The organism is Kribbella antibiotica (assembly GCF_004349055.1).
GTDB classification, from domain to species: Bacteria; Actinomycetota; Actinomycetes; order Propionibacteriales; family Kribbellaceae; genus Kribbella; species Kribbella antibiotica.
Genome location: NZ_SMKX01000062.1, coordinates 1 through 25,258 on the forward strand (window position 1 = coordinate 1; position 25,258 = coordinate 25,258).

The 25,258-nt window shown below is 67.1% G+C and carries 21 protein-coding genes and 1 tRNA gene; 10 read left to right on the forward strand and 12 right to left on the reverse strand.

Annotation, left to right across the window (positions count from 1 at the left end; translation table 11 throughout):
* Window positions 1–2,373, reverse strand: a 2,373-nt coding sequence (locus E1263_RS21300) for a polysaccharide lyase family 8 super-sandwich domain-containing protein (RefSeq protein WP_132170046.1), incomplete at its 3' end; no start/stop codon positions are given.
* A gap of 700 nt (window positions 2,374–3,073) precedes the next feature.
* Entirely contained in the window at window positions 3,074–5,191 is a 2,118-nt protein-coding gene (locus tag E1263_RS21305; RefSeq protein WP_132170048.1) for a DUF8094 domain-containing protein, read from the reverse strand.
* Between the two features lie 181 nt (window positions 5,192–5,372).
* Between E1263_RS21305 and E1263_RS21310 the strand changes: the two genes are divergently transcribed.
* Window positions 5,373–5,909: a TetR/AcrR family transcriptional regulator gene (locus E1263_RS21310; protein WP_132170050.1), complete on the forward strand. Its 537-nt coding sequence runs from the start codon at window positions 5,373–5,375 to the stop codon at window positions 5,907–5,909.
* Window positions 5,910–5,921: 12 nt separating this feature from the next.
* Here E1263_RS21310 and E1263_RS21315 read toward each other — a convergent pair whose 3' ends face one another.
* A complete protein-coding gene (locus E1263_RS21315; protein WP_132170052.1) occupies window positions 5,922–7,052 on the reverse strand; it encodes a DUF6652 family protein in 1,131 nt (376 codons plus the stop codon).
* A gap of 29 nt (window positions 7,053–7,081) precedes the next feature.
* Window positions 7,082–7,155 (reverse strand) — tRNA-Gly (locus E1263_RS21320).
* 321 nt (window positions 7,156–7,476) lie between these two features.
* Between E1263_RS21320 and E1263_RS21325 the strand changes: the two genes are divergently transcribed.
* Both E1263_RS21325 and dcd read left to right on the forward strand, forming a co-directional pair.
* On the forward strand, window positions 7,477–7,917 hold the full coding sequence (locus E1263_RS21325) for a MarR family winged helix-turn-helix transcriptional regulator (protein ID WP_132170054.1): 441 nt from the start codon (window positions 7,477–7,479) through the stop codon (window positions 7,915–7,917).
* Window positions 7,918–8,053: 136 nt separating this feature from the next.
* Complete coding sequence (dcd, locus tag E1263_RS21330) at window positions 8,054–8,629, forward strand: dCTP deaminase (protein ID WP_132170056.1); 576 nt, start codon at window positions 8,054–8,056, stop codon at window positions 8,627–8,629.
* Here dcd and E1263_RS21335 read toward each other — a convergent pair whose 3' ends face one another.
* The 3 genes from E1263_RS21335 to E1263_RS44070 form a co-directional block, all read right to left on the reverse strand.
* Window positions 8,630–8,863 (reverse strand): hypothetical protein, encoded by a 234-nt coding sequence (locus E1263_RS21335; protein ID WP_132170058.1) that lies wholly within the window; start codon window positions 8,861–8,863, stop codon window positions 8,630–8,632. It lies immediately after the preceding gene.
* 91 nt (window positions 8,864–8,954) lie between these two features.
* Window positions 8,955–9,797 carry a DUF4097 family beta strand repeat-containing protein gene (locus E1263_RS21340; protein WP_420323386.1) on the reverse strand — a complete coding sequence of 281 codons (843 nt, stop codon included), beginning with the start codon at window positions 9,795–9,797 and terminating at the stop codon, window positions 8,955–8,957.
* The gene (locus E1263_RS44070) at window positions 9,794–10,561 is read right to left on the reverse strand and encodes an Arc family DNA-binding protein (RefSeq protein WP_132170062.1); all 768 of its coding nucleotides are present in this window, start codon (window positions 10,559–10,561) and stop codon (window positions 9,794–9,796) included. Before E1263_RS44070 ends, E1263_RS21340 begins: the two co-directional genes overlap by 4 nt.
* Window positions 10,562–10,671: 110 nt before the next feature.
* Between E1263_RS44070 and E1263_RS21350 the strand changes: the two genes are divergently transcribed.
* Window positions 10,672–11,466, forward strand: coding sequence for an SDR family NAD(P)-dependent oxidoreductase (locus tag E1263_RS21350; protein WP_132170064.1), 795 nt, complete (start codon window positions 10,672–10,674; stop codon window positions 11,464–11,466).
* Between the two features lie 25 nt (window positions 11,467–11,491).
* Complete coding sequence (locus E1263_RS21355) at window positions 11,492–12,217, forward strand: hypothetical protein (protein ID WP_132170066.1); 726 nt, start codon at window positions 11,492–11,494, stop codon at window positions 12,215–12,217.
* Here the strand turns inward: E1263_RS21355 and E1263_RS21360 are convergent.
* Both E1263_RS21360 and E1263_RS21365 read right to left on the reverse strand, forming a co-directional pair.
* On the reverse strand, window positions 12,214–13,014 hold the full coding sequence (locus tag E1263_RS21360) for a LolA-like protein (protein ID WP_132170068.1): 801 nt from the start codon (window positions 13,012–13,014) through the stop codon (window positions 12,214–12,216). The two genes, E1263_RS21355 and E1263_RS21360, sit on opposite strands and share 4 nt — an antisense overlap.
* Window positions 13,015–13,113: 99 nt before the next feature.
* Window positions 13,114–15,273: a (Fe-S)-binding protein gene (locus tag E1263_RS21365; RefSeq protein WP_132170070.1), complete on the reverse strand. Its 2,160-nt coding sequence runs from the start codon at window positions 15,271–15,273 to the stop codon at window positions 13,114–13,116.
* Window positions 15,274–15,459: 186 nt separating this feature from the next.
* On the opposite strand from E1263_RS21365, the gene E1263_RS21370 reads away from it, so the two are divergent.
* The gene (locus E1263_RS21370) at window positions 15,460–16,005 is read left to right on the forward strand and encodes a hypothetical protein (protein WP_132170072.1); all 546 of its coding nucleotides are present in this window, start codon (window positions 15,460–15,462) and stop codon (window positions 16,003–16,005) included.
* Between the two features lie 72 nt (window positions 16,006–16,077).
* Here E1263_RS21370 and E1263_RS21375 read toward each other — a convergent pair whose 3' ends face one another.
* Window positions 16,078–17,529 (reverse strand): helix-turn-helix domain-containing protein, encoded by a 1,452-nt coding sequence (locus tag E1263_RS21375; RefSeq protein ID WP_132170074.1) that lies wholly within the window; start codon window positions 17,527–17,529, stop codon window positions 16,078–16,080.
* A gap of 82 nt (window positions 17,530–17,611) precedes the next feature.
* On the opposite strand from E1263_RS21375, the gene adh reads away from it, so the two are divergent.
* Window positions 17,612–19,135: an aldehyde dehydrogenase gene (gene adh, locus E1263_RS21380; protein WP_132170076.1), complete on the forward strand. Its 1,524-nt coding sequence runs from the start codon at window positions 17,612–17,614 to the stop codon at window positions 19,133–19,135.
* A gap of 2 nt (window positions 19,136–19,137) precedes the next feature.
* Window positions 19,138–19,515 (forward strand): DUF779 domain-containing protein, encoded by a 378-nt coding sequence (locus tag E1263_RS21385; RefSeq protein ID WP_132170078.1) that lies wholly within the window; start codon window positions 19,138–19,140, stop codon window positions 19,513–19,515.
* Window positions 19,516–19,568: 53 nt separating this feature from the next.
* On the opposite strand, the gene E1263_RS21390 is transcribed toward E1263_RS21385, so the two are convergent.
* Entirely contained in the window at window positions 19,569–20,048 is a 480-nt protein-coding gene (locus E1263_RS21390; protein WP_132170080.1) for a hypothetical protein, read from the reverse strand.
* Between the two features lie 250 nt (window positions 20,049–20,298).
* Here E1263_RS21390 and E1263_RS21395 point away from each other — a divergent pair, with 250 nt between their 5' ends.
* Complete coding sequence (locus E1263_RS21395; RefSeq protein ID WP_202868983.1) at window positions 20,299–21,501, forward strand: S53 family peptidase; 1,203 nt, start codon at window positions 20,299–20,301, stop codon at window positions 21,499–21,501.
* A gap of 226 nt (window positions 21,502–21,727) precedes the next feature.
* Window positions 21,728–24,631, forward strand: a complete 2,904-nt coding sequence (locus E1263_RS21400) for a M36 family metallopeptidase (protein WP_132170084.1) — start codon at window positions 21,728–21,730, stop codon at window positions 24,629–24,631.
* Between the two features lie 56 nt (window positions 24,632–24,687).
* Here the strand turns inward: E1263_RS21400 and E1263_RS21405 are convergent, their stop codons facing one another.
* Window positions 24,688–25,125: a hypothetical protein gene (locus E1263_RS21405; protein ID WP_132170086.1), complete on the reverse strand. Its 438-nt coding sequence runs from the start codon at window positions 25,123–25,125 to the stop codon at window positions 24,688–24,690.
* Between the last annotated feature and the right edge of the window lie 133 nt (window positions 25,126–25,258).

A 25,258-nucleotide genomic window follows, 5' to 3' on the forward strand; every position in this document is an offset into this window, starting at 1 on the left:
GACCTTGATGCCGGGGGTGGGGGTTACTGGGCGGAGGTATTGGGCCCAGAGGTTGAGGGTGATGGTGGCTCGGGTGGTGGTGGGGTCTGAGACGGCGACCGTCAGGCCGGTTGGGGTGTGTTGAAGCAGGACTGAGGCGGGGCCGTTGATGGTGAGGCCGGGGAGTTGGTGGGGGCCCGGAGCGAAAGTGTTGGCGGCGGTGAGGCGGAGGCCTTGGTGGTGGATCGCTTGTAGGCGTGGGGTGTTGGCCAGTACGGCGACGCGGCCGTGGGCGTAGGCGCGGAGCGCTGGCTCGGTTGCGTGGGGGACCAAGGCGTAGGCGAGTGTGCGGGTGGATCCGGCCGGTTGGGCGGCGGTCAGGGCGAAGACCTGTTTGGTGACTGGGGTGTCGGGGTTCGCGGTTCGGACCACTCGTCGGCTGCGGGTAACGGTCTGCAGTGTGGCGGAAACCTCGGTGGGATTGAGGAAGTAGTAGCCGACGGCAACGTTATTGGCGGCGTACCGGATCCAGCGGGGTTTGCTGGACTGGTCCGCTGCGGTGATGCTGACCGCCTCGCCGGGCGCCGCGATGCGGGTGTCGAGGGTGGTGGTCACTGCACGCTCGGCGTCGTGGATGCCGGCGGCGAGGACCACAATCTCGTCGTCCAGCAGGAACCACGATTTGGTCGCGGACGCGTTCCGGTACGTGACGAAGTCGTCCGGCAACTCATCACGCCGCGCGTAGGCGAAGTCGTCCGACTGCACCCACCCGACTGCGCCGTACGCGTCGAGTGTTGCTCCGCCGGAGTGCTTGTTGGTGCCGGTCGGGAAGTAGACGTAGGTGTTCTGCGCTTCTGATGACGAGGTGAACTCTGGTGGGCGGCCGTAGTACGCCGTCCCGTAGAGCTCGGGGATCGACTTGCGGGTCTCGACAGGCGCGGTCACTCCGGCAAGCCCGTACGGCGAGACGGTCGTGAAGTAGTCGACGCCGTACGAGCGGGTTTGGTCCTGGCCGCTCAGATAGAGGTAGTGCGCGCCGTCGCCCTGGAACCACGGCATCAGGTTCTCGCCGCTCATGTACTCGTACTTGCTGATCCGATCCGAGTTCCGCGCCACCGCGAACGCGAATCCGGGCCGGCGGTGCACAGTGCGGTCCATTGCGTTGAACGCCGTACTGCTCGCCGCCGGGTTCAGATCGGCCGGCACGATTGCCGGATCTGCTCTGAGGTCCGCGAACCGCGCGATGCTGACCGGCGACACGAACGTGTTCGGGTTGATCGTCGGCCTGGCGGTGAACTTGGCAAAGGACTTCAGGCGGCGCGCATCCTCGGCCGCCGCGTAGTCGGCCAGGTCGACCACTGCCTCGACGACGACCGCGACATCGTCGTACCCGGTGGCTGTTCTCGAGACCGCGCGTCCCTTGACGATCTCCATCATCCAGCCCTCGAAGATGAGCGGCGCGAACCCGTGCTCGACCCAGCCCTGGACGACGCCGATCAGCTCAGCGGTCTGCGCGTACGACGTGTTGTCGAGGATCTTGACGGTTTGGACGACGCGGCTGAGCAGAGCCTTGCCGTAGGAGCCGGTGTAGGCGACGGATGCGTGCTGGATGAACGAGCCGTCGGCGTAGTAGCCGTCGGTCACTCCGTGCTGCAGGTTGTACGGATCGACGGTCGCGAACACCGTGAACTGGTCCGTCAGCGCCTTCCGGATCCGCGCGTCGTCGCCGAGCAATGCGCCTTGCAGGACGCGGTTCGCGGTGATGTCGACGAGGTTCGCGCCGGTGTGGAACCGCGAATCGAGATCGACATCGCCGTCCTTCCCGTTGCGGAGATACGCGTCCATCGAGGCGACGTACAGCGTGATGAGACTGGTGGGCGCGTCGATCAGCGCGAGTGTCTTGGACACGAACGTGGAGATGCCGATCTCCCACGTGAACCAGTTGCCGTAATACCCGCGCGACTGATCGCCGTACCAGTTGTCGTGGAGCTTTTGCAGCCCGTCGGTGACCTTGGTGCGGACCTGCGCGTTGCCCTGCAGATCGGACGTCGGTCCGGGGCGGCGATACGCGAGGGCGATCTCATAGAGGTGCTGGTACGACGCACTCAGATTCGGATCGCTGGTTCCTAGCGGGAGCCCCGCGAACAGCTCGTTGGAGGCGGCTCGGTCCATCGCGGCCAGCCAGGTGCGCGCGGTCGCGTCCATGGCGGTCAGCTTGGCGGCGACCTCGGTCCGGGCGTTCGACTCCGCCGTACCGGCGTAGATCGCGATCGCATTCCCCAGCAACAGGCTGGGTTCAGTAGTGCTGACGGCGCCGGCCCGGACCGGATTCACGGCGGTCAGCAGAGCGGTGGCCGGGACAAACGACAGCAGACAGCGGCGGCTGATCTCCACAACAACTCCCAGGGCGATGGGAAAAACCTCACACCCAGAGTCAATCAGCCGAAACTAACCTACGGCAACCGCTTACCGCCCTCAATCTGGGGTTGGGGCGGACGCCCATCACCGTCCAACCCCAGTTGTCAGAGCGGCCCAAGCGTGGGCGCCCGCCTCCAACGGCAGTTAGACGGTGATGGCGGTCCGCCCACCCGCCGGACCCGCCCCAACCGCAGTTCCCGATACCTCGCCGCACCGGACAAGCCGGATACGAGGCCGGTGGCTGGCCGCCGCGGCGGCCGCGTTACAGAAAGAGCTTGGCTGGGCCCGGCACGGGCTGAGGTACTGGCGATGCCGGCGACCGCGTGACCGCCGACTGAGGTACCCGCTATGGCTGAGGTCCAAAATCTGCGCCAAGTGGAAACTCCACGTCGCCATACGAACCGATCGCCGGGCTGGCCATCCCGACCAGCCACTGCGGCGACCAGCCACACGCCTCTATTCGGCCGCAGCGGCGACCAGCCATCCCCAGACGTATCCCGGCCGAGTCACCTCAGCCCACCGCCAACCGAAACGTTCTCATCACCGGCCACCCAAAAGCATCCGGCTAACGAGCAAACACTCACCCGAACGCGACCGGGGCACACAGCGAGGACTCCCGTCCGGACATGAGCCGGCCCCGCTTCCGTGGGGAAGCGGGGCCGGCTTCAGACGCGGGTCAGGAGCCGCCGGCTCCTACCAATTGCCCGTCCATGGAGAGGATGCGGATGGGGCCGCCGGTGGCTTTGGCGGGGATGACGAGGGCTACCTGGTGGAGGTAGTCCTGGTGGAGGGTCTGGGTGAACTTGACGTTGCTGCTGAAGGCGGTTGCCTCGCCGCTGGTCCAGTAGGCGTTGGAGCCTGGCTCTACGCGTTGGAGGTACTGCTCGGTGAGGCCGAGGAAGACCAGGCCTTCACCGTCGGCTGTCATGAAGGTGACGGGAGTCCCGGTGGCCTTGTAGGTGTCGCTGACGGCGGCGATATAGGACTCGGCGGCGTCGGCGACCTTGGACTTGGCGCGCTGCTCCATGAGCTTGGCCATGCCGGGGGAGGTGGTGAAGAGCTTGGACTGCGGGGCTTTGGGGCCGCCGCTGAGGTATGCCGCGAGGGTAGGCGCCACTGCCGCCGGGTGGGTGGCGAGGCTGGCGATGTCGGCGCGGCTGGGCGTGCGGACGCCCTCCATGGCGGGGAGGTCGATCGAGCGGCCGGGGTAGACGGAGTGCGTGAGCAGCCAGGGGGCGCCGGCGCTTTCGCGCTCCCAGACGCCGAGCTGCCGGGTGTCCGCGGCGTCGGAGACGCCGGAGGTGACCACGAAGCGCATCGGGTACGCCGTGAACTCCGGGGCACCGACGACCGGGTTGGTGAAGGTGAACGGCTTGCCGATGGCCTTCCCGGCGCGGTCGAGTTTGCGGCCGATCTGGTAGCCGGCGAGGGTCTGGGCGAGGTTCGGCTCGGCCTCGATGGCGGCGGCGAGTTTGCTGTCGCGGGCCGCGTTGGCCTTGTTGTTGAGCTCGTTGTACTTCGTGACGACGGCCTTGGCGTCGGCGATGGTGACGGCGGGCCGGCGGTCGGGGAGCGTCAGGTTGTTCTTCGGCGGCATCAAGCCGCAGCTCGTTGCTGTCAGCAACAAAGCGCCACTGGCGAGCAGAGCGGCCGTGCGCTTCACGGCCTCGTCGCTCTTCACGAACTCCGGCGACTCGTCCAGCGGCAACGTCTCTGCAGGCGGGGCCGACTCGGCGCTAGGAGCCGGGGCCGACTCGGCGCGAGCGGCCGGCGCGGCGGCAACCGGCACGGCGGGGGCTGTCGGGAGCGTAGCCCGCGACTTCGCCCGGGCAACGGCCGCCGGCGACATCAGCATCGGCGCCGACCGCAACGGTTGCACTCCCGGAATCGGCCGCACCGGCGCAACCTGCGCCCGGCCAACCTGGGCCGAGACCTTCTGAGCCGGCGCAGCCTGCACCGAAGCAGTCGGAGCAGTCGGAGCGGCGGCGGCGATCACGGCGAGCGTCTCGGTCGTCTCGTCGACCAGCGCCTGCTCTTTCGCTCGCACCTCAGGAGCCCGGTACGCCGGAACATCCTCGACCAGCACCCGATTAGCCGGAGCAAACGGGTTCGCGCTGCGCGCCACCACCGGACCAGCAGCCATCGGCGTACCGGCGAGCTCAGCAGCGGCTGGCTCATCAGAGCGATCCGCCGACGGGCGCCGGAACGCAAGTGCGATCCCCAGCGCCAGCGCGACGATCCCGGCGCCGAGCACCAGCAAGCTGATCCCGAACGACCGGTGCAGTTCGATCCCGAAGCTCACCTTGGCGTCGACCGCCGGGGTGCCGTCGGCGTTCATCACGACGACCGAGTAGCGACCGTCCTGCATCGGCCAGGCGATCGACTGGTTGCCGGTGCCGCCGGACTTGGCGACCCACCAGTCCAGGTCGGCCGGCGGGGTCAGCTTGTTCGAGAAGCCGTTCATGGTCTGCGTGCTGACGGTCGACGGCACGTCGTACCGGATCACGCGGGTGTGGGCGGCGCCGGAGAGGTAGTCGGCGACGTCGAGGTCCTGCGCGATGCCGACGAACAGCGGCTTGGACCCGGTCACGCTGACGCGCAGGGTCGGGCCGTGCCGGTCGAGCAGGTCTGGTGCGGTGACCACGGCCAGGCCGTCGCTGGTCAGCGCGCGGCCTCCGGTGGAGATGGTGTTGTCCGGGCCGACCAGCCAGAACGCGGCGGCGGCACCGGCCACGCCGACCACCAGACCGATGAGGGTCAGCAGCAGGCCCAAAGCAGTGCGGGCGAAACGCATCAAGAGCTCCCGTTGGTACGACGAGCCCGGCCCGCGGACGGGGGACCGGACAGCGGGCTCGACCGTGGGCCCCGTCGGGATCCCCGTACTTCACCCGTTGCGGTATCTAACTGATCGACCACGGATCTGTTACGATCTCGTCAATTAGCGAATGGTCATTCACAAATTCGGAGGCCCAGAAATGGCCCGTCCGAGGCTGGTCAGTGACGACGCGATCCTGGATGCGACCCGCCGGGTTCTGGCCGAGTCCGGGCCGGCGCAGCTGACGCTGGCCGCGGTCGGCGAGCGGGCCGGATTGGCCGCTCCGACTCTGATGCAGCGGTTCGGTTCCAAGCGCGGCCTGCTGCTCGCTGCGGTCACTCGGTCCGCGCAGCAGGTGCTGCCGGCCGCCGACGAAGCTGCGTCCCGCCACGCGTCGCCGCTGGCTGCCCTCCGCACCTTTCTCCTGGCCGCTGCCGCGCACCAGCTCGTGGACCTGGGCAACGATCCGGAGGTACGGCGTCAGGTCCAGTCCCGCTCGGATGCCGTGCTTGCCGCGTGCGAGCGCTTCTACCGAGCCGCCCTAACCAGCGGCGAGCTGCGCCCGGCGACCGACGTACAGGCTCTTTCCCGGCAGACCCTGATCAGCTGGACCGGGGCGCTCGCGGTCACCGGCCTGGGGCCGCCGCGCGCCCTGATCGCCGAGCAGCTCAGTGCGCTGCTCGCGCCACATCGTTGATCAGAGCAACGATCAACCGTTTGATCGAGCTCGGCGGGCCACCACGAGGGTGCTGATGATGTCGGCCACGAAGACGAAGTGCAGCAGCACGTGCATGGTGCAGTACCGCGGGCTGATCAGGCGTTGCCGCAGCATCAGCGCGAGACAGGTCACCCCGTAGATCGAGGTCGGGATCAGCATCAGGAACGCGGCGATCAAGGTCGGGATGAGGCCGAGGGAGGCGACGGCGCCGATCAGCCAGAAGTCTCTCGGCTCCCGCGCCATCCGCAGTGGCAGGTACGACAGGAACCCGATGATGACCGCACCCACCAGGAAGTTCTGGACGAAGAGCGGGATCATCACCAGCTTGACCACACGAGTCGAACGCCGCAGCAGTTCGAGGTCGCCGGCCAGGAAGGCGCGCACCGCGGTCCGGAACGCGACCAGCGGCACGATCGGAACCGCCACCAGGACGAAGAACGCCAGGGCCGGGACGGATGCGAGGTACCAGATCAGGTCGGCGGTGGATCGCCCGAAGATCGACGTGGAGTACGCGATCACCCAGATCGCGCCGAGAATCGACGCGACGGCCAGTACACCGGTCAGCAGGTTCCGCGACAGCCAGCTCGGCGGTCGCGCCGTACCGAGGCGGTTCCGCGCGACCTCGATCACGACAACCGCGCCGGCCACATCCACGACGAAGAGGAACTGCAGAATCAGGTGCAGGCCGTAAAACACCCGCCCGATCCGCTCGTCCCTTCGCATCACCACGAGACAAGCCACCGCGTACGCCGAGGTGGGCAGCAGCACGAGATAAGTCAGTACGACGAACAGCAGCGCAATCAGGAATCCGCGGAAACCGAAGTGGTCACTATCGTCTGCGCCGACGGAGACCACGATCCGCGTCAGTGCGACGAAGTTCAGCACGAAGAACGGAATGGCGGCGATCTTCACGACATTCGCCGAACCCTGCGCAACGTCGAGGTCCGCGCGCCGTGCGAGCCGGATCGCATCGGCGATCGCGAGCGCTCCCACGATGAAATAGATCACCAGCCACCCGATGGCCAAGGCCGGAAAGACGGGCAGATCGGCGGCCAGACCGGCCACCAGAAGAGCGCCAAGACCGAGCCAGGCCGCGAGAGCGCGGGACGCCGCACTAGCCATGGAGGGATGCCTCATCATGTGCTGACAAATGGAGCGGGTGACGAGAATCGAACTCGCACTGTCAGCTTGGGAAGCTGATGTTCTGCCATTGAACTACACCCGCGCGTCGCCGTACTGAACGAGCGGAGAAAGCATAACCGATGGGTGGGGGCACCGGCGCGGCGGGTCCGCGCGGCGGCGACCGGGGTTGTTGCGCGATCAGGTGAATGGGGCCGAACGCATCGAAAAGGGGTCCACAGACGGTTGGCGCGGACGTTTGCGGGGGAGTTTTCCACAAAGGGTCCGTCCAAGGGCTGGGCATGCCCCGCATCTTCTGGCAGATTAGAACGCGTTGCCGGGGGCAACATTCGACGCAACGTGAGGATGCGGTCCTTGCCAGGACCGGACAAGATGGTTGCGGGGCAACTGGATGAAGGGGTGAACGGTGGCAACAGACACGAGTGACGCGCTGGAGAACCTGGAGAAGGAGCTCGTCACGTTGGCGCGCCGGCTGCGTGGTTTGCAGCGGACGCTGTCCGACGAGGCGCATCCGGATCTGGAGCCGGCGCAATATGCGTTGCTCAACCACGTCGAGGATCTGGCGCCGGTGCGGATGGCCGACCTGGTGGCTGCTCTCGAGGTGGACAAGGGACCGGTCAGCCGGGCCTGTGCGCGACTCGAGGAGGAGGGCCTGCTCAAGCGCGCCGCCGACAAGACGGATGCACGAGCAACCCTGCTGACGCTGACCGCGGCCGGTAAGCGCAAGCTTGCCTCGGCGCGGAAGAAGCGGCACAAGGTGATCGAGGACCTGCTCAAGGACTGGTCGCCGGCACAGGTCAAGACCTTCGCCACCCAGGTGTCGAAGTTCAACAAGCTGTCCGACTAGTTCGTTGCCTCAGGCCACAGGACTGGTGGCGGTGCATGCCGGGGAGCTGAGGGCTCCGGACCACTCGTCACCGGCCTCTTGGGGCTGTTCGAGGCGACATGGCGCTCGGTGGAGGGCGGCACGCTAGGCTTCCTACGTGCTGCTCTCCGACCGCGACATCCTGGCCGAGCTCGACGCGAAGCGCGTCGGGCTGGAACCGTTCGACCCTGCGATGGTGCAGCCGTCGAGTGTCGACGTGCGGCTGGACCGGTTCTTCCGGGTCTTCGAGAACCACCGGTACCCGCATATCGACCCTGCCGAGGAGCAGCCGGACCTGACCCGTGAGGTCGAGCCGGAGGGTGACGAGCCGTTCATCCTGCACCCGGGTGAGTTCGTGCTCGGGTCGACGTACGAGATGGTGACGCTGCCCGCCGACGTCGCGGCCCGGCTCGAGGGCAAGTCCTCGCTGGGGCGGCTCGGTCTGCTCACGCACTCCACCGCCGGCTTCATCGACCCCGGCTTCTCCGGCCACGTGACGCTGGAGCTGTCGAATGTCGCGACCCTGCCGATCAAGCTCTGGCCCGGGATGAAGATCGGCCAGCTGTGCTTCTTCCGGCTGTCGTCGCCGGCCGAGCACCCGTACGGCTCGGACAAGTACGGCTCGCGCTACCAGAATCAGCGCGGCCCGACGCCGTCCCGCTCGCACCTGAAGTTCCACCGCACCGACATCTGATCACCGGACGACCGAGAGCCCCGTACTGCGGGCTTCGGGGCGGGCGTGCCTGGCCTGCGGCGCGGAGTTCGTCAGCGGCTCCAGCTTGTCGGCCAGCCGCCGCAACGCGGTGGCCAGGCCGTGCCGGGTTCCGCCATCGGTCTCTTGGTGGTCGTGCATCAGCGCGCGGTTCTCGGCGGCCCGGACCTGCTCGGCGACGCGGTAGCGGGCGACCTCTTGGTGTTCGGTGATCATGGCTGTTCTCCTTCGAATGAGGGTGATTTTGGGATGGCTGCCGCCAGGTCCCGCCGGACCGATGCCGGCGGAACCTTCTGGAGGGCGTGGATCAGACCTTGACGACGGTGATGTCGCCGGTCACGGTGCGGGCCCGCAGAGTCAGCGAGCGTTCGCCCGCCTCGGGCTTCGCGCTCGGCTCCAGCTCGGAACGGATCCGGCCGGTGACCGTCTTCAGGTCCAGGTACGTCGGGATGCCGTCGGGAACCCCGACGCGGACATCGCCGTTGGCCGTCTCGGCCTGGATGCTCGGTCCGTCGGCCACCTCGACCGTGACGTCACCGGAGCCGGAGGTGGCGACCGAGTGGTCGCGGACCCGCTCGATGGTGATGTCACCGGAGCCGACCTTGATGCTGGTCGGTCCGGCCGCGTCACCGATCCGGACGTCGCCGGAGCCGGTGCTCAGCCCGATCGTGGTGGCGGCTTCGCCGATGTCGATCGAACCCGATCCGGTGCTGCCTTTGGTGATGCCTGCCACGTGGGCCACCCGTACGTCGCCACTTCCGGTGCTGACCGCAAGGTCGCCCTGGACGGACTCCAGGCGGATGTCGCCGGAGCCGGTGGACAACCGGGCGGTGCCGAGCGGGACCTGTGAGGTGATGTCGCCGGAGCCGGTCTTGGCTCGCACATCCAGGACTGCCGGGGTGGAGATCCGAACGTGGATCTCGGGGCCGCGGCGGGTGTTGAAGCGACGTCCCTTGCGGAGCTCGACGATCAGCTCGCCGTCCTCCACGGTGTAGATGACGTCCTCATCGGTGCCGTCCTCGACCTCGAGGTCGACGAACGTCTGGGTGCCGTCGACGGGGACCAGCAGGACCTCGCCGGAGCCGATCTCGATCCGTGTCCGGGTGACCTCGCCCTCTTCGGCGATCAACTGACTCGTGAAGCCGCTCACTGTGTCCATCCTTGGAATCGCTGGCTGGAGCCGCGCTCACTGCGGCGGCTGTCTTTCTCTGCGCGGCGCTGGTCGGCCTCCGCGCGACGCTCGTCACGCCGGGCGTCCCGGTCGCGCCGGCCACGTTCGGGGCCGAAGACGCCGTCGTCTCCGAACGGTCCGCCAGGACCGAACACGCCGTCCGGGCCGAAGACACCGTCGGGTCCGAGCGGACCGTCAGGGCCCAGCGGGCCGTCCGGGCCGAATATCCCACCACCACGCGGCGGGCGCGGCGGCCGTGGCGGACGGGGAGCGCCACCACGGCGTCCCCGGTCGCTCAGCGACATCATCACCGTGCGCATCAGCCATGCGTTCGAGGAGATGCCCTCGGCGGTGGCGGCCTCGTCGACCTTGTTCTTCACCGACATCGGCAGCCGCAGTGTGATCCGCGCGGTCGGCTCGTCGGCGTCGAGGGACAGGTCGTCGCCCTCGGTGTCGTCGTCCAGGTCATCGGCTGGGTCGTCCGGCCCGGTCAGCTGGCTGGGGGCCGGCGTGACTACGAACTCGGGACGGCCGCCGGCCATCCGGAGCTCGACCGAACCGGGGGACAGCTCACGGCTGATCTCACCGGCGGCGTCGGACAGGGCTGAGATGAGGGCCAGGCGGCCTGCGTCATCCAGCGTGGCTGCGAGGCGCTGGGCCACGCTGCGAGTCTGGTCGTCGGCCAGGGCGGTCGCGTTCTCCACGCTCCGCCGTACCGACTCGAGGTACGGGTCAAGTTCCATGACGCCAACTATGACGTCATCGTGACGTCAATGTCAACCATCAATGATGTCATCGCGATGTCATCGCGGCGTCAGGGCAGAATGGGTGGCACCGAAACGATGGAGGAAACGTGTCCAGAGGAGTGCTTGTCACCGGCGCATCGCGCGGGGTCGGAGCTGCCGCGGCAATGGCCTTCGCGCAGGGCGGTGACCGGGTCGTGCTGCACTGCCGGGGCGCCGTCGAGCGCGCCGAAGAAGTGCGCGCCGGACTACCTGGTGCCGGGCATGCGGTGGTCGCTGCTGACATCGGCGATCCGGCCGAAATACCTTCCCTGGTTGACGAATCGGCCCGTCTTCTGGGCCGCATCGACGTACTGGTGAACAATGCGGCCATGTACGTCGACGAGCCGGTCGCGGGGTCGCGTCGAGTCGGTCATCCGCTGGCCGAGACGTCGTACGAGGAATGGGTCACGGCCTGGCGGCGGACCCTCGCAGTGAACCTCGAAGGTACCGCGCATGTGACCTGGTGCGTGGCCCGCCAGATGCTCGACATCGAGCCGGCCGAGGGTGTACGGCGGGGTGCGATCGTCAATGTTGGTTCGCGCGGCGCCTACCGGGGTGAGCCTGATGTGCCTGCTTACGGCGCCTCGAAGGCCGGATTGCACGCACTCGGCCAGTCGCTCGCCGTCTCGCTGGCGCCACATGACATCACCGTGACGTCAATCGCCCCCGGTTTCATCGCCACCGACCTGACCGCCGACTTCCTCAAAGGCGCCGGCGGTGACGCCATCCGCGCCCAAAGCCCCTTCAACCGCACCGCAACGGCGGAAGAGGTCGCCGCCGCCATTCACTGGCTGGCGTCCTCCCCGGCCGGGTGGTCCTCCGGCGCCGTCCTCGACTTCAACGGCGCCTCGTACCTGCGTTGACCTACCAGCGACCTACGATCCAGCCATGGATGGGGACCTGGCCGTGCTGATCGGCCTCGTGGTCGTGATTCCGGTCGGTCTCCTGGTCGCGGCGCTCTATCGCCGCCTCAACCGGGCCGACAATCGGAGCCGGCGGACGGCCTTCCTTGCCGAGACCGGCTGGTCGCCGGCGCCGGTGAACGACTGGGCGTTCGCCAGTGTGCGGAGCGGCTTCCCGACAGCCATGGTCGAGGACGTCATCACGGTGGGAGCATTCGAGGGGCGTGAGTTCGCCGTCGTGGACTGCACCCACCACCAGGACGAGATCGCCGGGCATCCAGAAGGTACGACGCTGCACTATCCGATGAAACTGCATCTCGTGCTGCTGCAGTTGCCGGTCGCGCTTCCGTCGATCGTCGTCGCGCACCACAACTGGATCAGCCGCGGCCTGACCGCCACCCGGAAGACCGGCGTCGCGCCCTTCGACAAGCAGTTCCAGGTTGTCAGCGGCGACGGCGGCTTCGCATCAACAGTGCTGAGCCCTTACCTGATCCACTGGATGCTGAACAACCCGGGGCTGCAATGGCGCATCGTCGGCAATGCCCTGGTCGGCTGGCACCAGGACCGCTGGTACCCGCCGGAAACCGTAGCCCTGGTCACTGCCCTCGGCGGCATTGCAGACTCCATCCCGCCCGACGTCCAGGCCCGCTACGGCCAACCCGCGCCCAGCACAGCGGGCCTACCGCCCGCCCTGCCAGGCATTGCCAGCTAGCTGACGATCTTGCTTGCGGGCGGTGCGGTGATGCTGACCGGTTTGTTGTAGTCGGACAGGGTCATCTCCATCGAGACGCCGCTGACGTCGAACTCCATCCGGCGGACCCGGTGCGACTTGTCCATCCACAGCGTGTAGGGGATGGTGGCCGGCATCCCCTTCGGCAGCTTCTTGCCCTGGGTGGCCAGCATCTTCGCGGCGTTCAGGTTGACCTCGTACTGCTCCATCTTCTCGCCGACGATGGTGTCCTCGCCGACGAACTTGACGCTGACCAGGCTCTTGTCGAACGACTTGAACGCCTGCGTCGGGTCACCGCTCTTGAGCAGTGAGTCGAGCTCGGCGACCTGGCCGGACTTGAACTTGAGGTACTTGCCGGCCGGAGTCGCGCCCGGGATCGAGGCGTAGCCGGCGCCGCCGGAGACGATCATCTTGGCCGTCTTGCCCTTGAAGGCCGCGCCGGTCATCTCCATCGACATGGCGGCCGGCTTGACGCTCTGGACACCACGGATCGTCATCAGCGTCTGGCCGTTGCCCTTCATCGTGGCGAACGTGCGCCACGATGTCGCCTTGGTCAGCGCGGAGTTCATCTCCGGTACGAAGGTGACGCGGTTCAGGCGGACGACGGCCGGCGGCGCGATCGGCGTCTCGACGGTCTTGGACGGCTCGCTGCTGGCGACGGTGGTCGGTGTCGGTGTCGGCGGCGGCACGGCGGCCGGCTTCTCGTTGCCGCCACAGGCGGCGAGGCCGAGGGCCAGGGGTACGACGGCGGCCGTGGCGACGGCGGCGCGGAACTTCATGGTGCGATTCCCTCCCAGGTGGTTCAAACCTCGGAGCTTAAGGTCTGAACCACCTGACAAGGAAGGAAATTGCACGTTGCTGCAATCGCGGAGGACTACTTAGCCACGTTTCACCGAGGCGAGCAGCAGCTGGGCGACGTCCTGCACCTCCACCTCCTCGCGCGCAGTGCCGTCGGCCTGCTTGGCGGTGAGGCCGTCGGACAGCATCACGCGGCAGAACGGGCAGCCGGTGGCGATCTTGTCGGCGCCGGTCTCGACGGCCTCGTTGGTCCGGTTCATGTTGATCCGGGTGCCGACCTTCTCTTCCATCCACATCTGCGCGCCACCGGCACCGCAGCAGAACGACTTCGTCTTGTTCCGCGGCATCTCGGCGTACTCGGCGCCCGGGATGATTTCGAGCAGTTCGCGCGGGGCGTCGTACACCTGGTTGTGGCGACCCAGGTAGCACGGGTCGTGGTAGGTGATCTTCTGGCCGTTGAGCGTGCTGTCGGCCGGAGCGACCGGGGTCAGTTTGCCTTCGCGGACCAGCCGGTTGAGCAGCTGGGTGTGGTGGATGACGTCGAGCTCGACGCCGAGCTGCGAGTACTCGTTCTTCAACGTGTTGAAGCAGTGTGCGCAGGTGGAGACGACCTTCTTCGCGCCGGTCTCCTTGAAGACCTCCGCGTTCTGCATCGCCAGCTGCTGGAAGACGAACTCGTTGCCGGACCGCCGCGCCGGGTCACCGGTACACGTCTCGCCATCACCGAGCACTGCAAACGAAACGCCGGCGATGTTGAGCAGCTCGGCCACGGCCTGCGTGGTCTTCTTCGCGCGGTCCTCATAAGCGCCGGCGCAGCCGACCCAGAACAGGTACTCGACCTCGGCCAGCGTCTCTGGGTCAGTTTCAGCCGTGCCGCCGATTTGTTTGACCTCGAACGGCAGGTCCTTGGCCCAGTCCATCCGGCCGGACGGGCTCATGTTCCACGGGTTGCCCTTGTTCTCCAGGCCCTTGAACAGCCCGTTGAGCTCGGACGGGAACGACGACTCGATCAGCACCTGGTAGCGGCGCATGTCCATGATCGCGTCCACGTGCTCGATGTCGACCGGACACTGCTGTACGCAGGCACCGCACGACGTACAGGCCCACAAGGCCTCTTCGTCGATGACCGCGACATCGGCCGGGCCGACCAGCGGCTTCTCCTGCTCGTCGAGCACCAGCTGGGACAGCGACTTGCGCTCGTCCTCGGACGCCAGCAGGTACGGCGCCTTCGCGTACGCGTGCTCGCGCAGGTTCATCATGATCAGCTTGGGCGACAGCGACTTGTCGGTGTTCCAGGCCGGGCACTGCGACTGGCAGCGACCGCACTCGGTGCAGGTCGTGAAGTCGAGCAGGCCCTTCCAGGTGAAGTCCTCGATCTTGCCGACGCCGAGGGCCGCGTCCTCGTCGAGCTCCTCGATGTTCTCGAAGTCAATCGCCTCGCCCTTGACCATGATCGGCTGCAGCGCACCCAGCGCCGTACCGCCATCGGCATCACGCTTGAACCAGATGTTCGGCCACGCGGTGAACCGGTGCCAGGCAACACCCATGGTCGCGTTCAGCGAGATGGTGATCATCCACGCGAACGAGATCAGGATCTTGATCATCGCGACCAGGTAGACCGTGTTCTCCAGCGCGTGCTCGGACAGTCCGCTGAACAGCAGGTCGCCGACCCAGAAGGTGGTCGGGAAGTGGAACTTGCTGCCCGCGCCGAGCGAGTACTCCAGGCCGCGCAGCAGTGCGATACAGATCAGTACGCCGAGAATCGTGTACTCGACGTAGTACGCCTGCCACGCAGTGGAGCCGAAGAACCGGCTGTACCGGCCCTTCTCCCCCCGGGGCAGCGCACGCAGCCGGATCACCACCAGGCCGATGATCGAGATCAGGCCGGTCCAGGTCAGGAACTCGCTGACCCACTCGAAGACGAACCAGTGCCCGATGATCGGCAGCGCGAAGTGCGCGTCGAACAGCTGGCCGAACGCGGTCACCAGGCTCAGCACCAGCCCGAGGAAACCGAACGCCACGAACCAGTGCAGGATGCCGATATGGCTCCACTGCAGCATCCGGGTGTGGAGGAGGGTCTCCTTGCCCAGCGTGAGGCTTCGCAGCCCCGGCTGGTCGGTACGGCCGGGAGCGGGCTGACCCAGTCTGATGACGGACACGATGTGCCCGATCGTCTTGCCGAACAACGCGACGCCGACCACGGCGATCGCGAGCGAGACGATGATGGCGAGGATCTGCATACCAGCGATGTTATTGGTTGGTTACCGATCAGTCATGTCGGTGTCGGGCTCGTCACGCGTGAGATGTGACTGTGAACAAACCTACACAGAGCGTTACGAAGAACTCATTGCCTATCGAGTAGACCAATCCGTAGGTTTCCAACCACTGCGAATGCAGGGATGGAAATGATTTCACGGGAGAACGAGATGCGTTTTCAGAGGGCAGCGGTCGCAGGCGCGGTGCTGGCGAGTGGGTTGCTGGTACCGGGCGCGGGTACGGCGAGTGCGTCGGTCGACCCGGAGGTCCGGGTCGCGAAGAAGTGCGACACCAAGGTGGTCTACTGGTACACGCGCGGCGGTAAGGAGGTGTACGTCGGGACGAACCTCTACAGCGAGTGGCTCGAGGGCCCGGGCCGGATCACCTACCAGAAGACAACGACCTCGGAGTCGAACTCGGCCTGGACCGGTGACCTCGGGGTGAGCATCCCGCTGGTGATCGCGGACATCCAGAGCAAATACGCCAAGACCGTCGGCAAGTCGCACTCGGTCTCGCAGGCCTGGTCGTACACCGCCGAGGTCCCGGCCGGAAAGATCCGCCGCCTCCACCAGCTCAAGCAATCCTGGCGCGTCCAGGTCGTCCGCTGGCGCTACACCACGTCCGACTGCAAGAAGACCAAGGAACTCAGCAGCAAGACCGCGACTTTCCCGGTCAAGAACCGCGACTACCTGTGGATTCTCATCGGCCGCGAGTGAAGCCCGTACGGCGACATCACGTGCCGCCGATCGCTGTCGTGCTCACCGGCCGTGCGACTGGAACACTGAAGGTCAGTCGGCGAGGCGGTGGAGGCGGGCGGCGACGGCGGCGCGGCGGCGATCGGCCGGCGGCAGGTTCGCTTCCAAGGTCTCGAAAATCTCCAGATCCTCTGCTCCTGTTGAGGTTTGAGCGAATCGCCACAACAGCTCGATGTCCGCGGAGTCGAGGACGGCGTGGCGCAGGGTGGCGTCGAGTTCGTCGCGCTCGGCGCGCAGAGCCGGGGCATCGGAGCGGGTGAGCAGCGGGCCTGCATAGAGGTCGACCGCGGTCCGCAGATCACCGCGGTGCATTGCCTTCTGTACGTCGGTGATGTCGCCGGTGACATCGGCGATGATCCGGTACGGCTTGGTGTCGAGGACTCCGCCGCCGAGCAGGTTCCGCAGCCGGTGCATCTCGGCCCGGACGGTCGTCGGATTGCCCTCGTCGCCGTACAGCTGGAGCATCAGTTGCTCAGCGGTCAGCCCGGTTGGGTGCAGGAGGAGCAGTGTCAGCACCTCGGCCCGGCGCAAGGTCAGCTTGATCTCGCGACCGCCGACGACGGCCAGTGGCTGACCGGCGCCGAGCAGCTTCAGGCGCAATGACGGTCGGGTACGGCGGATCGGCGTACCGGGGATGCGGAGCAGGTAGCCCTCGTCGAGGGGTTCGATCAGGCCTTCACGGCCGTCGCCGAGATCAATCCGGTCGGTCCCGGGTGGCACAACCAGTCGCTTCGGCAGCCACTCGAGTGGCTGGACGGCGAGCACTCGGCCGCTCGGGGTGAGCAGCGCGCCGGGTGCATCGCCGAGCGCGACCAGGTGCTGCATGTTGCGGGCGCGCAGCATCTCGTCGGCCGCAGCCATCCGGACTCGCAGTTGGCCCTCGGCGAGCTGGGCTGCGGCCGTCACCAACGCGACCATCGCGGGATGGACTGTGCGCAGCGGACCGGAGACATCGACGGCGCCGATCAATTTGCCGGTGTCGGGGTCGTGCACCGGTGCGGCCGCGCAGGTCCATTCGTGGATCCGGCGGACGAGGTGCTCGGCGGAGTGGATCTGCACGGGCTGGCCGGTAGCGAGCGCCGTTCCCATCCCGTTGGTGCCGATCTGGTCCTCGGACCAGATCGCTCCTTCGGACAAGGCGATCCGGTCGGCCTGACGCCGGACGGCGGCTGATCCTTCGCGCCACAGGATCGTCCCCTGGGCATCGGTGATGATCATGATGTGCGACGCCTCGTCGGCGATCGTGGTCAGCGTCTGCCGCAACACCGGCAGCACCGCATGCAGCGGGTGGTCGGCCCGGAGCGCCTCCAACAGGTCGAGGTCGACGACCATCGGGGGCGCATCCAGCTCGGGGTCGACTGCGGCGGCGAGTGAGCGTTCCCACGACGCAGCGACCAGCGGGCGCGGTGCTCCGGGCACCCGGTGACCACCGAGCACCTCGTCGTACAGCGCGCTCAACTTGCGCGCCCGGTCGCCCGCGTCCATCGCCTCACCTCGTCGGTGCAACGTCGATGCAACGTCGCACTCCGTAGATTCCGGTCCACGTCAGGTATCCCAAGGAGGACCTATGACGATCTTCGCAGCTCCTGGGCAGGATGGAAGCCCGGTCACCTACAAATCCCGCTACGACCACTTCATCGGTGGTGAGTGGGTCCCGCCCGCCAAGGGCGGCTACTTCGAGAACCCGACACCGGTCACCGGTGCGACCTTCACCGAGATCGCCCGCGGTACGGCGGACGACGTCGAGAGCGCACTCGACGCCGCCCACGGTGCCGCGCCTGCCTGGGGCCGCACCTCACCGGCCGAACGGGCGAACATCCTGAACAAGATCGCCGACCGGATGGAGGCCAACCTCGAACTGCTCGCGGTGGCCGAAGCCTGGGACAACGGCAAGGCAGTGCGCGAGACGCTGGCCGCCGACATCCCGCTCGCGATCGATCACTTCCGGTACTTCGCCGGGGCGTTGCGGGCCCAGGAGGGGTCCGTCTCGGTGATCGACGACGACACGATCGCCTACCACTTCCACGAGCCGCTCGGCGTCGTCGCGCAGATCATCCCGTGGAACTTCCCGATCCTGATGGCGGTCTGGAAGCTGGCGCCGGCCCTGGCGGCCGGAAACGCGATCGTGCTGAAGCCGGCCGAGCAGACCCCGGCGTCGATCCACGTCTGGCTCGAGCTGGTCGCGGACCTGCTGCCGCCGGGTGTCCTCAACGTGGTCAACGGCTTCGGCGTCGAGGCCGGCAAACCGCTTGCCTCTAGCAACAGAATTGCCAAGGTCGCGTTCACTGGTGAGACCACGACCGGCCGGCTCATCATGCAGTACGCCTCGGACAACATCATCCCGGTGACGCTGGAGCTCGGTGGCAAGAGCCCGAACATCTTCTTCGACGATGTCGCGGCCGCCAACGACGCGTTCTACGACAAGGCGCTCGAGGGTTTCACGATGTTCGCGCTGAACCAGGGCGAGGTCTGCACCTGCCCGTCGCGGGCGCTGATCCAGTCGTCGATCTACGACCGGTTCCTCGGCGACGCGACCGCGCGCACGCAGGCGATCAAGACCGGCAACCCGCTCGACACCGACACGATGATCGGGGCACAGGCGAGCAACGACCAGTACGAGAAGATCCTCGCCTACATCGACATCGGCAAGGCCGAAGGTGCCAAGGTGATCACCGGTGGCGAGCGGCTCGAGCAGTCCGGCGATCTGGCGGGTGGGTACTACATCCAGCCGACGATCTTCGAGGGCGACAACAAGATGCGGATCTTCCAGGAGGAGATCTTCGGCCCGGTCGTCTCGGTGACCCGGTTCGACGACTACGCCGACGCGATGAAGATCGCCAACGACACCTTGTACGGTCTCGGCGCGGGAGTCTGGTCGCGCGACATCAATACGGCGTACCGGGCCGGTCGCGAGATCCAGGCCGGCCGCGTCTGGACGAACTGCTACCACGCCTACCCGGCGCACGCGGCGTTCGGCGGCTACAAGAACTCCGGCATCGGCCGCGAGAACCACAAGATGATGCTCGACCACTACCAGCAGACCAAGAACCTGCTGGTCAGCTACAGCCCGGACAAGCTCGGGTTCTTCTGATCGTGGTCGCGAAGGTTCTGCTCAGTGCGGCTGCGGAGGACTTGCTCCGCAGCCTCACCGAGACGCACGGTCCGCTGATGTTCCATCAGTCGGGCGGGTGTTGCGACGGGAGCTCGCCGATGTGCTTTCCCGACGGCGAGTTCCGGACCGGTCCGGCTGACGTGCACCTCGGCAACCTCATGGTCGAGGGGCTCGATCAGCCGATCGGCTTCTGGATGTCGGCCGTTCAGTACGAGTACTGGAAACACACGCAGCTCACTGTCGACGTCGTGAAGGGGCGGGGCAGCGGATTCTCGGTCGAGGCGCCCGAGGGCGTTCGCTTCCTGATCCGCTCCCGCCTCTTCACCGACCAGGAGTCCGAGGCTCTAGGACTCCTCTGAAGCGGGTGCCGACCGTCCGGTGGCGTTGCCGGGCGGCCGGCACTCTTCTGCAGCTACAGATCCAGTACGGCGTTGTAGATCATCGTGCTGTCTAGGCCGCTCTCCTTGAGTCGCAGGATGGTTAGCCGCTGCTCATCGGTTGCCGCCGCGACCCGCTCGGCGTACTCGACGTGCGGGCGGTCGACGACGTGCAGCCAGAAGGTCAGGTCGATCTTCCAGGTCGCCGTGTGCAGTACGGCGTAGTACCGCTCGTCGGTGATCGCCGGGGTCGGCCGCCGGTCGGCGCGTTCGTCGCGGAAGTCGATGGACTCGAGTTGAACCCGTTGCGCGAGGGTGGTGAGCCCGCTCAGGACGGTGGGGCCGGTCGCGTCGGGGGCGTCGAACATGACGTCCAGGTCGCGCGTCGCCATCAGCCCGGACCGGGCGCTGCCGATGAGCGTCGGCGGCCAAGGGAACGCCGTACCGAGGTCTAGTTCGGTGAACAGTTGGTGAGCTTCGGATTGCAGGGTGTGAGCGCGATCGGCGAGGGACATGCGCCCATTCTCCGGAAAGACGCGGGGAATCCTTCAGTGTTTTCCCGATCAGGCAGATTGCCGGATTCACGGGGAAAACCGGGGTGTTTCGGGGCGGGTGTCACGGGTGCGCCCATGACATTTGTCAGAGGCGTAATCGCTGGCTTCCGATCCGTGGCCGGGCGGACGATTCGAGCACCAACCAACTGTCGGTCGCCGCCCTTCCGATGAGGTTTTCCGGGGCGGCGACCTGCCCACTCGAGGAGTTCTGTTGAGGCAACGGATTCTCGTGTCCGCCCTGGGCGCCGGCGCACTGGCCGTCGCGGGACTGACCGCAGCAACAGGGGCTTACGCAGCCCCGATCACCCCCTACACCGCCGGGAAGCACGCGGCGCAAGTGTGTTCGGCCGCCAAGGCCAAGCACACCGCGAGCTGCCACGCGATCAAACTGGTCGCGAGCAACGGCGTCACCCCCGCAACGGCCGCACCGCCGGCCACCGGACTCACCCCCACCGGTCTGCGGGACGCATACAAGCTCGATGGCCTGAAAGCCGCCGGCCGAACCGTCGCGATCGTCGACGCGTACGGCTATCCGAACCTGGAACGCGACCTCGGTGTCTACCGCTCCCAGTTCGGCCTGTCCTCCTGTACGACGGCCAACGGCTGTCTGCGGATCATCAACCAGACCGGCGGGACCACCTTGCCGACGTTCAATGTCGGCTGGGCCGGTGAGCAAGCACTCGACGTCGACGCGGTTTCGGCCGCAGCTCCGGATGCGAAGATCCTCGTCGTACAGGCGAAGTCGGCGAGCTTTGCCGACCTCGGTACGGCGGTGCAGACGGCGGCCAAGCAGGCCGGTGTCGTGGCGATCTCCAACAGCTACGGCGGTGGCGACGCCTCCGACAGCGACTACGGCACGTACTACAACCACCCGGGCATCGCGGTCACCGCGTCGACCGGTGACGACGGCTATCAAGGGGGCAGCTACCCGGCCTCCTCGTCGTACACGACAGCAGTCGGCGGTACGTCGCTTGTTGCCGCGAGCAACTCTCGCGGCTGGAGCGAGTCCGTGTGGGACGGCGCCGGTTCGGGTTGTTCGACGTACAACACTGCTCTGAGCGCGGCGGCCTCGTTCGGCACCGGCTGCTCGAAGCGGGCGATGGCCGATGTGTCGGCCGCGGCCGACCCGGGCAAGGGCGGGATGGCGGTCTACTACCCGACCAGCAAGACGGCGTCGACCTGGGCACAGTTCGGCGGGACCAGTGAGGCCGCGCCGATCATTGCCGCGGTCTACGCACTGTCCGGCAACACCGCCGGCTACGCGAACGCGCTGCCCTACGCACACCCGGGCTCGCTGTTCGACGTAACCACCGGCAGCAACGGAAGTTGCCCGACAACCCAGTGGTGCAACGCGCGCACCGGCTGGGACGGGCCGACCGGACTGGGTACCCCGAACGGAGCTGGCGCCTTCTAGGGAACCCGTTGAATGAGCGGCCGGGCCCTTACCGCGATTAGGGCTCGGCCGCTCAGTTACGCCCTTTTGTCTGTTGTCTTCAGTAGTGTTTCGCTCACGAAGGACAACCCTCGTCTCCGCGCCATTCCGGGGATATCTCTTCCCCGGTGCCGTTTGCGGGCCTAAGGTCGGGCCCGGACGGGTCGCGGAGGGCGATTCGCGCTGTCAACATTTTCTGGAGCGTTCTTTGAGCACATCACGCAGACGGCGGGGGCTCTTCGCAGCTACCGCGGTCTCCGCCGCCACCTTGCTGGCCGTCACCGCCGCTGCCGGCGGCGCGACCGCGGCCCCGACCGCCGGTCCCGGCGAGGGTAAGGCGGCCTCGGCCGACAAGAACCTGAGCAAGGAGCGGAAGGGCAACTACGACGCCCGGACGCCGAACGCGAAGACCACCTACGACCGCGCCGCCAAGGTGGCCGGCAAGGAGTCCGCAGCGTCGAAGAAGTTCCGCGACTCGCTCGGCATCCAGGGTGTCGCCGAGATCGACCCGAACACCGGCACCCCGGCGCAGGTCACGAAGCTGAACGGCTTCCTGACCGGCCGCAGCGCCAAGAAGGCGCCGGACGTTGTGCTCGCCTACGTGAAGGCGCACCCGGAGGTCTTCAAGCTCACGACCGCCGACCTGGCGACGCTGAAGCTGCGCAAGGACTACGTCGACGATCTCGGCATCCACCACGTCTTCTGGTCGCAGGTGGTCGACGGCACGGAGGTGTTCGGCAACGGCCTGAAGGCCAACGTCACCAAGCACGGCGAGCTGATCTCGATCATGGGCTCGCCCGTGGCCGGACTGACCGCCCAGGCGCAGGCGCGCTCGGCCGACCCGGCGGTCTCCGCCGACCAGGCCCGGACCAAGGCTGCCGACGACATCGACGCGACCGCCGCCACGGCGACCGCGAAGACGACCGGCAACGACGTCAAGTGGACCAACGGCGACACCGCCAAGCAGGTCTGGTTCCACACCGCAGACGGCCTGCGCAAGGGCTGGATGACGTACGTCAACGCCGGCGGCACCAAGGTCTACACCCACGTCATCGACGCCCAGACCGGCGCGCTGCTGTACCGGCGTGACCTGTCCAGCGCCGGCAACGGCGACGCCCTGGTTCAGGACAACTACCCGGGCGCTGCCAAGGGCGGCACCCAGCGCGTCGAGAACCTGATCTACAACAAGTGGCTGCCGAAGAACGCCAAGACGCTGCTCGAGGGCACCTCGGTCGCGGCCTGGGCCGACATCAACGACGACAACCAGCCGAACACCGGTGAGACCGTCAACGTGCCGGGCACCCCGACCGGCGGTCAGTACAAGATCGTTCCGTTCCAGAGCTCGTCGACGTTCTGCTCGGCGGTGTTCGTCTGTACCTGGGACCCGGCCAAGCCGGACTCCTGGAAGACGAACATGAACCAGGACGTCACCAACGGCTTCTACCTGGCCAGCAACTTCCACGACTGGCTGGCCAAGCCGCCGATCAGCTTCACCAAGGCGGCCGGCTCGTTCGACGCCGACGGCGGCGACCCGGTCCTGCTGAACGCGCTCGACGGCGCGGGGACCGGTGCGGACGGTGGCCCGGACGCCAACCACATGAACAACGCGAACATGAACACTCCGCCGGACGGCACCCCGCCGACCATGCAGATGTACCTGTTCCAGGACCCGTCCGGCGGCTACATCCCGAGCAGCTCGTCGAACGACGCCAGCATCCTGTACCACGAGTACACCCACGGTCTGTCGAACCGCCTCGTGGTCGACGCCACCGGTAACGGAACGCTGAACAGCATCCAGGCCGGCTCGATGGGCGAGGCGTGGAGCGACTTCTACGCGATGGACTACCTGGTCGCGCACAACCTGGAGAAGGACACCACCGGTCCCGGTGAGATCCTCGAGGGCAAGTACGTCGGCCACGGCGGTCTGTTCCGGACCCAGGCGATCGACTGCCGCGTCAAGGCCGTCAGCCCGAACTGCATCCAGCCCGACGGTTCGAAGGGCGGCTACACGTACGGCGACTTCCCGACCATCGGCGGTGCGCCCGAGGTGCACGCCTCCGGTGAAGTCTGGGCCCAGACGCTGTGGGACCTGCGAGAGCGCTTCGGCCGTGCCTACGCGCTGAGCATCATCACCCGCGCGATGGAGCTGTCGCCGGCCGACCCGACGATGCTCGACATGCGTAACGCGATCGTGCAGGCCGACCTGGTCGCCAGCGGCGGCAAGAACGCCGGCATCATCTGGCAGGTCTTCGCCAACCGCGGCATGGGCTGGTTCGCCGGTGTCCTGGACGGCGGCGACCCGTTCCCGATCGAGGACTTCCACAAGCCGCCGACAGGCGCCACGACCACGGTCACCGGCGTTGTGACGGACAAGGACACCGGCGCTCCGGTGCCGGGCGCGCTGGTCTTCGTCGGCGGTCATGCCTCCGGCTATGCCGGTGACTACGCCGCGACGACGGATGCCGCCGGCAAGTACAAGATCACCGGTGTCGCTCCTGGCACCTACGGCAAGTTCGTTGTCTCCGGTCCGGGCCTCGAGGTGCTGACCGCTCCGCTGACCGTCAAGGCCGGCGGCACGACAGCCAACTTCGCACCGCGGCACAACTGGGCAGCAAGCTCGGGTGGCGCCGCGGTGGTCGGCTTCAACGGTCCGGACTTCAGCCCGCAGTGTGGGCCGGCGTACGCGATCAACAGCAGCCAGGGCACTGGCTGGGGCAGCACCACCGGTAACGACGCCGGTGCGCCGTCCGGTGTGATGATCCCGAAGCACGTCGACATCAAGCTGGGTGCGCCGGTCACGGTCACCAAGTTCTCGGTCGACCCGTCGAACACCTGTGGCGACCCAGGCAGCGCCTCGACCGGCAAGTACCGGATCGAGACCTCGGCCGACGGTCAGACCTGGGCGACCGCCCAGGAGGGTGAGTTCACCGCCGCCAACCGCGGCAAGTACACCGAGCTGGCCCCGACCGCCAACGCCACCGGCGTTCAGTACGTGCGGTTCTGGATGCTCAGCCCGCAGGTTCCGGACTTCGCGAACAACTGCCCGGCCGGCGCCTTCGGCGGCTGCCGGTTCACCGACATGACCGAGCTCCAGGTCTTCGGCAACAAGTAGTAGTCCTGCACCACTGACTGTGGCGGTCACCTTGCTGGGTGGCCGCCACAGCTGCGTTACCGGTTGGTCGCGGCGGTGGGGAGCGGGTTGGGGTTCGGCTCGGGCGTCGCCAGCGAAAGGAACCAGCCACCGTTCCGCCGCCGTACCTCCAGGTCGAACTCACGGCATGCACTCTGGCCGTGGGGGACGGTGACAATGCCAGAGGCGAGGTAGTCGGCGAGTTCGCTGCGGAGGACTGTGACGCGAGCTCCGCTGAAATCCGATCCGCGGCACTGGTCGATCAGCCGTCGGGCCGCTTGCTCACGTCCGCTGAGGTCGGGGTCTGCCACCTTGAGCAACCCGTCCTTGTCCTGTGCGGACAGTGCCTGGAGCGCGCTGTCGGCAGCTATCTGCGGGGTGTCCGCACCGTCCGGATCGTTGAACTTGTCGACGACCAGCACCGTCGCTGTGCCCCAGACCGCGACCACGCCCGCGATGGCGAGCAGAACCTTCATCGCACCAGCCCCCTTGCTCGTGTGGTCTGGTGAGACGCCCGCTCGCGGGGGTTCGTTGCCGGTATCCACATTCTGGGACCGGACAAGTAAGTGCAGTGACTTGGTTTAGTTTCAAAGGGTGGATGCAGGGAGT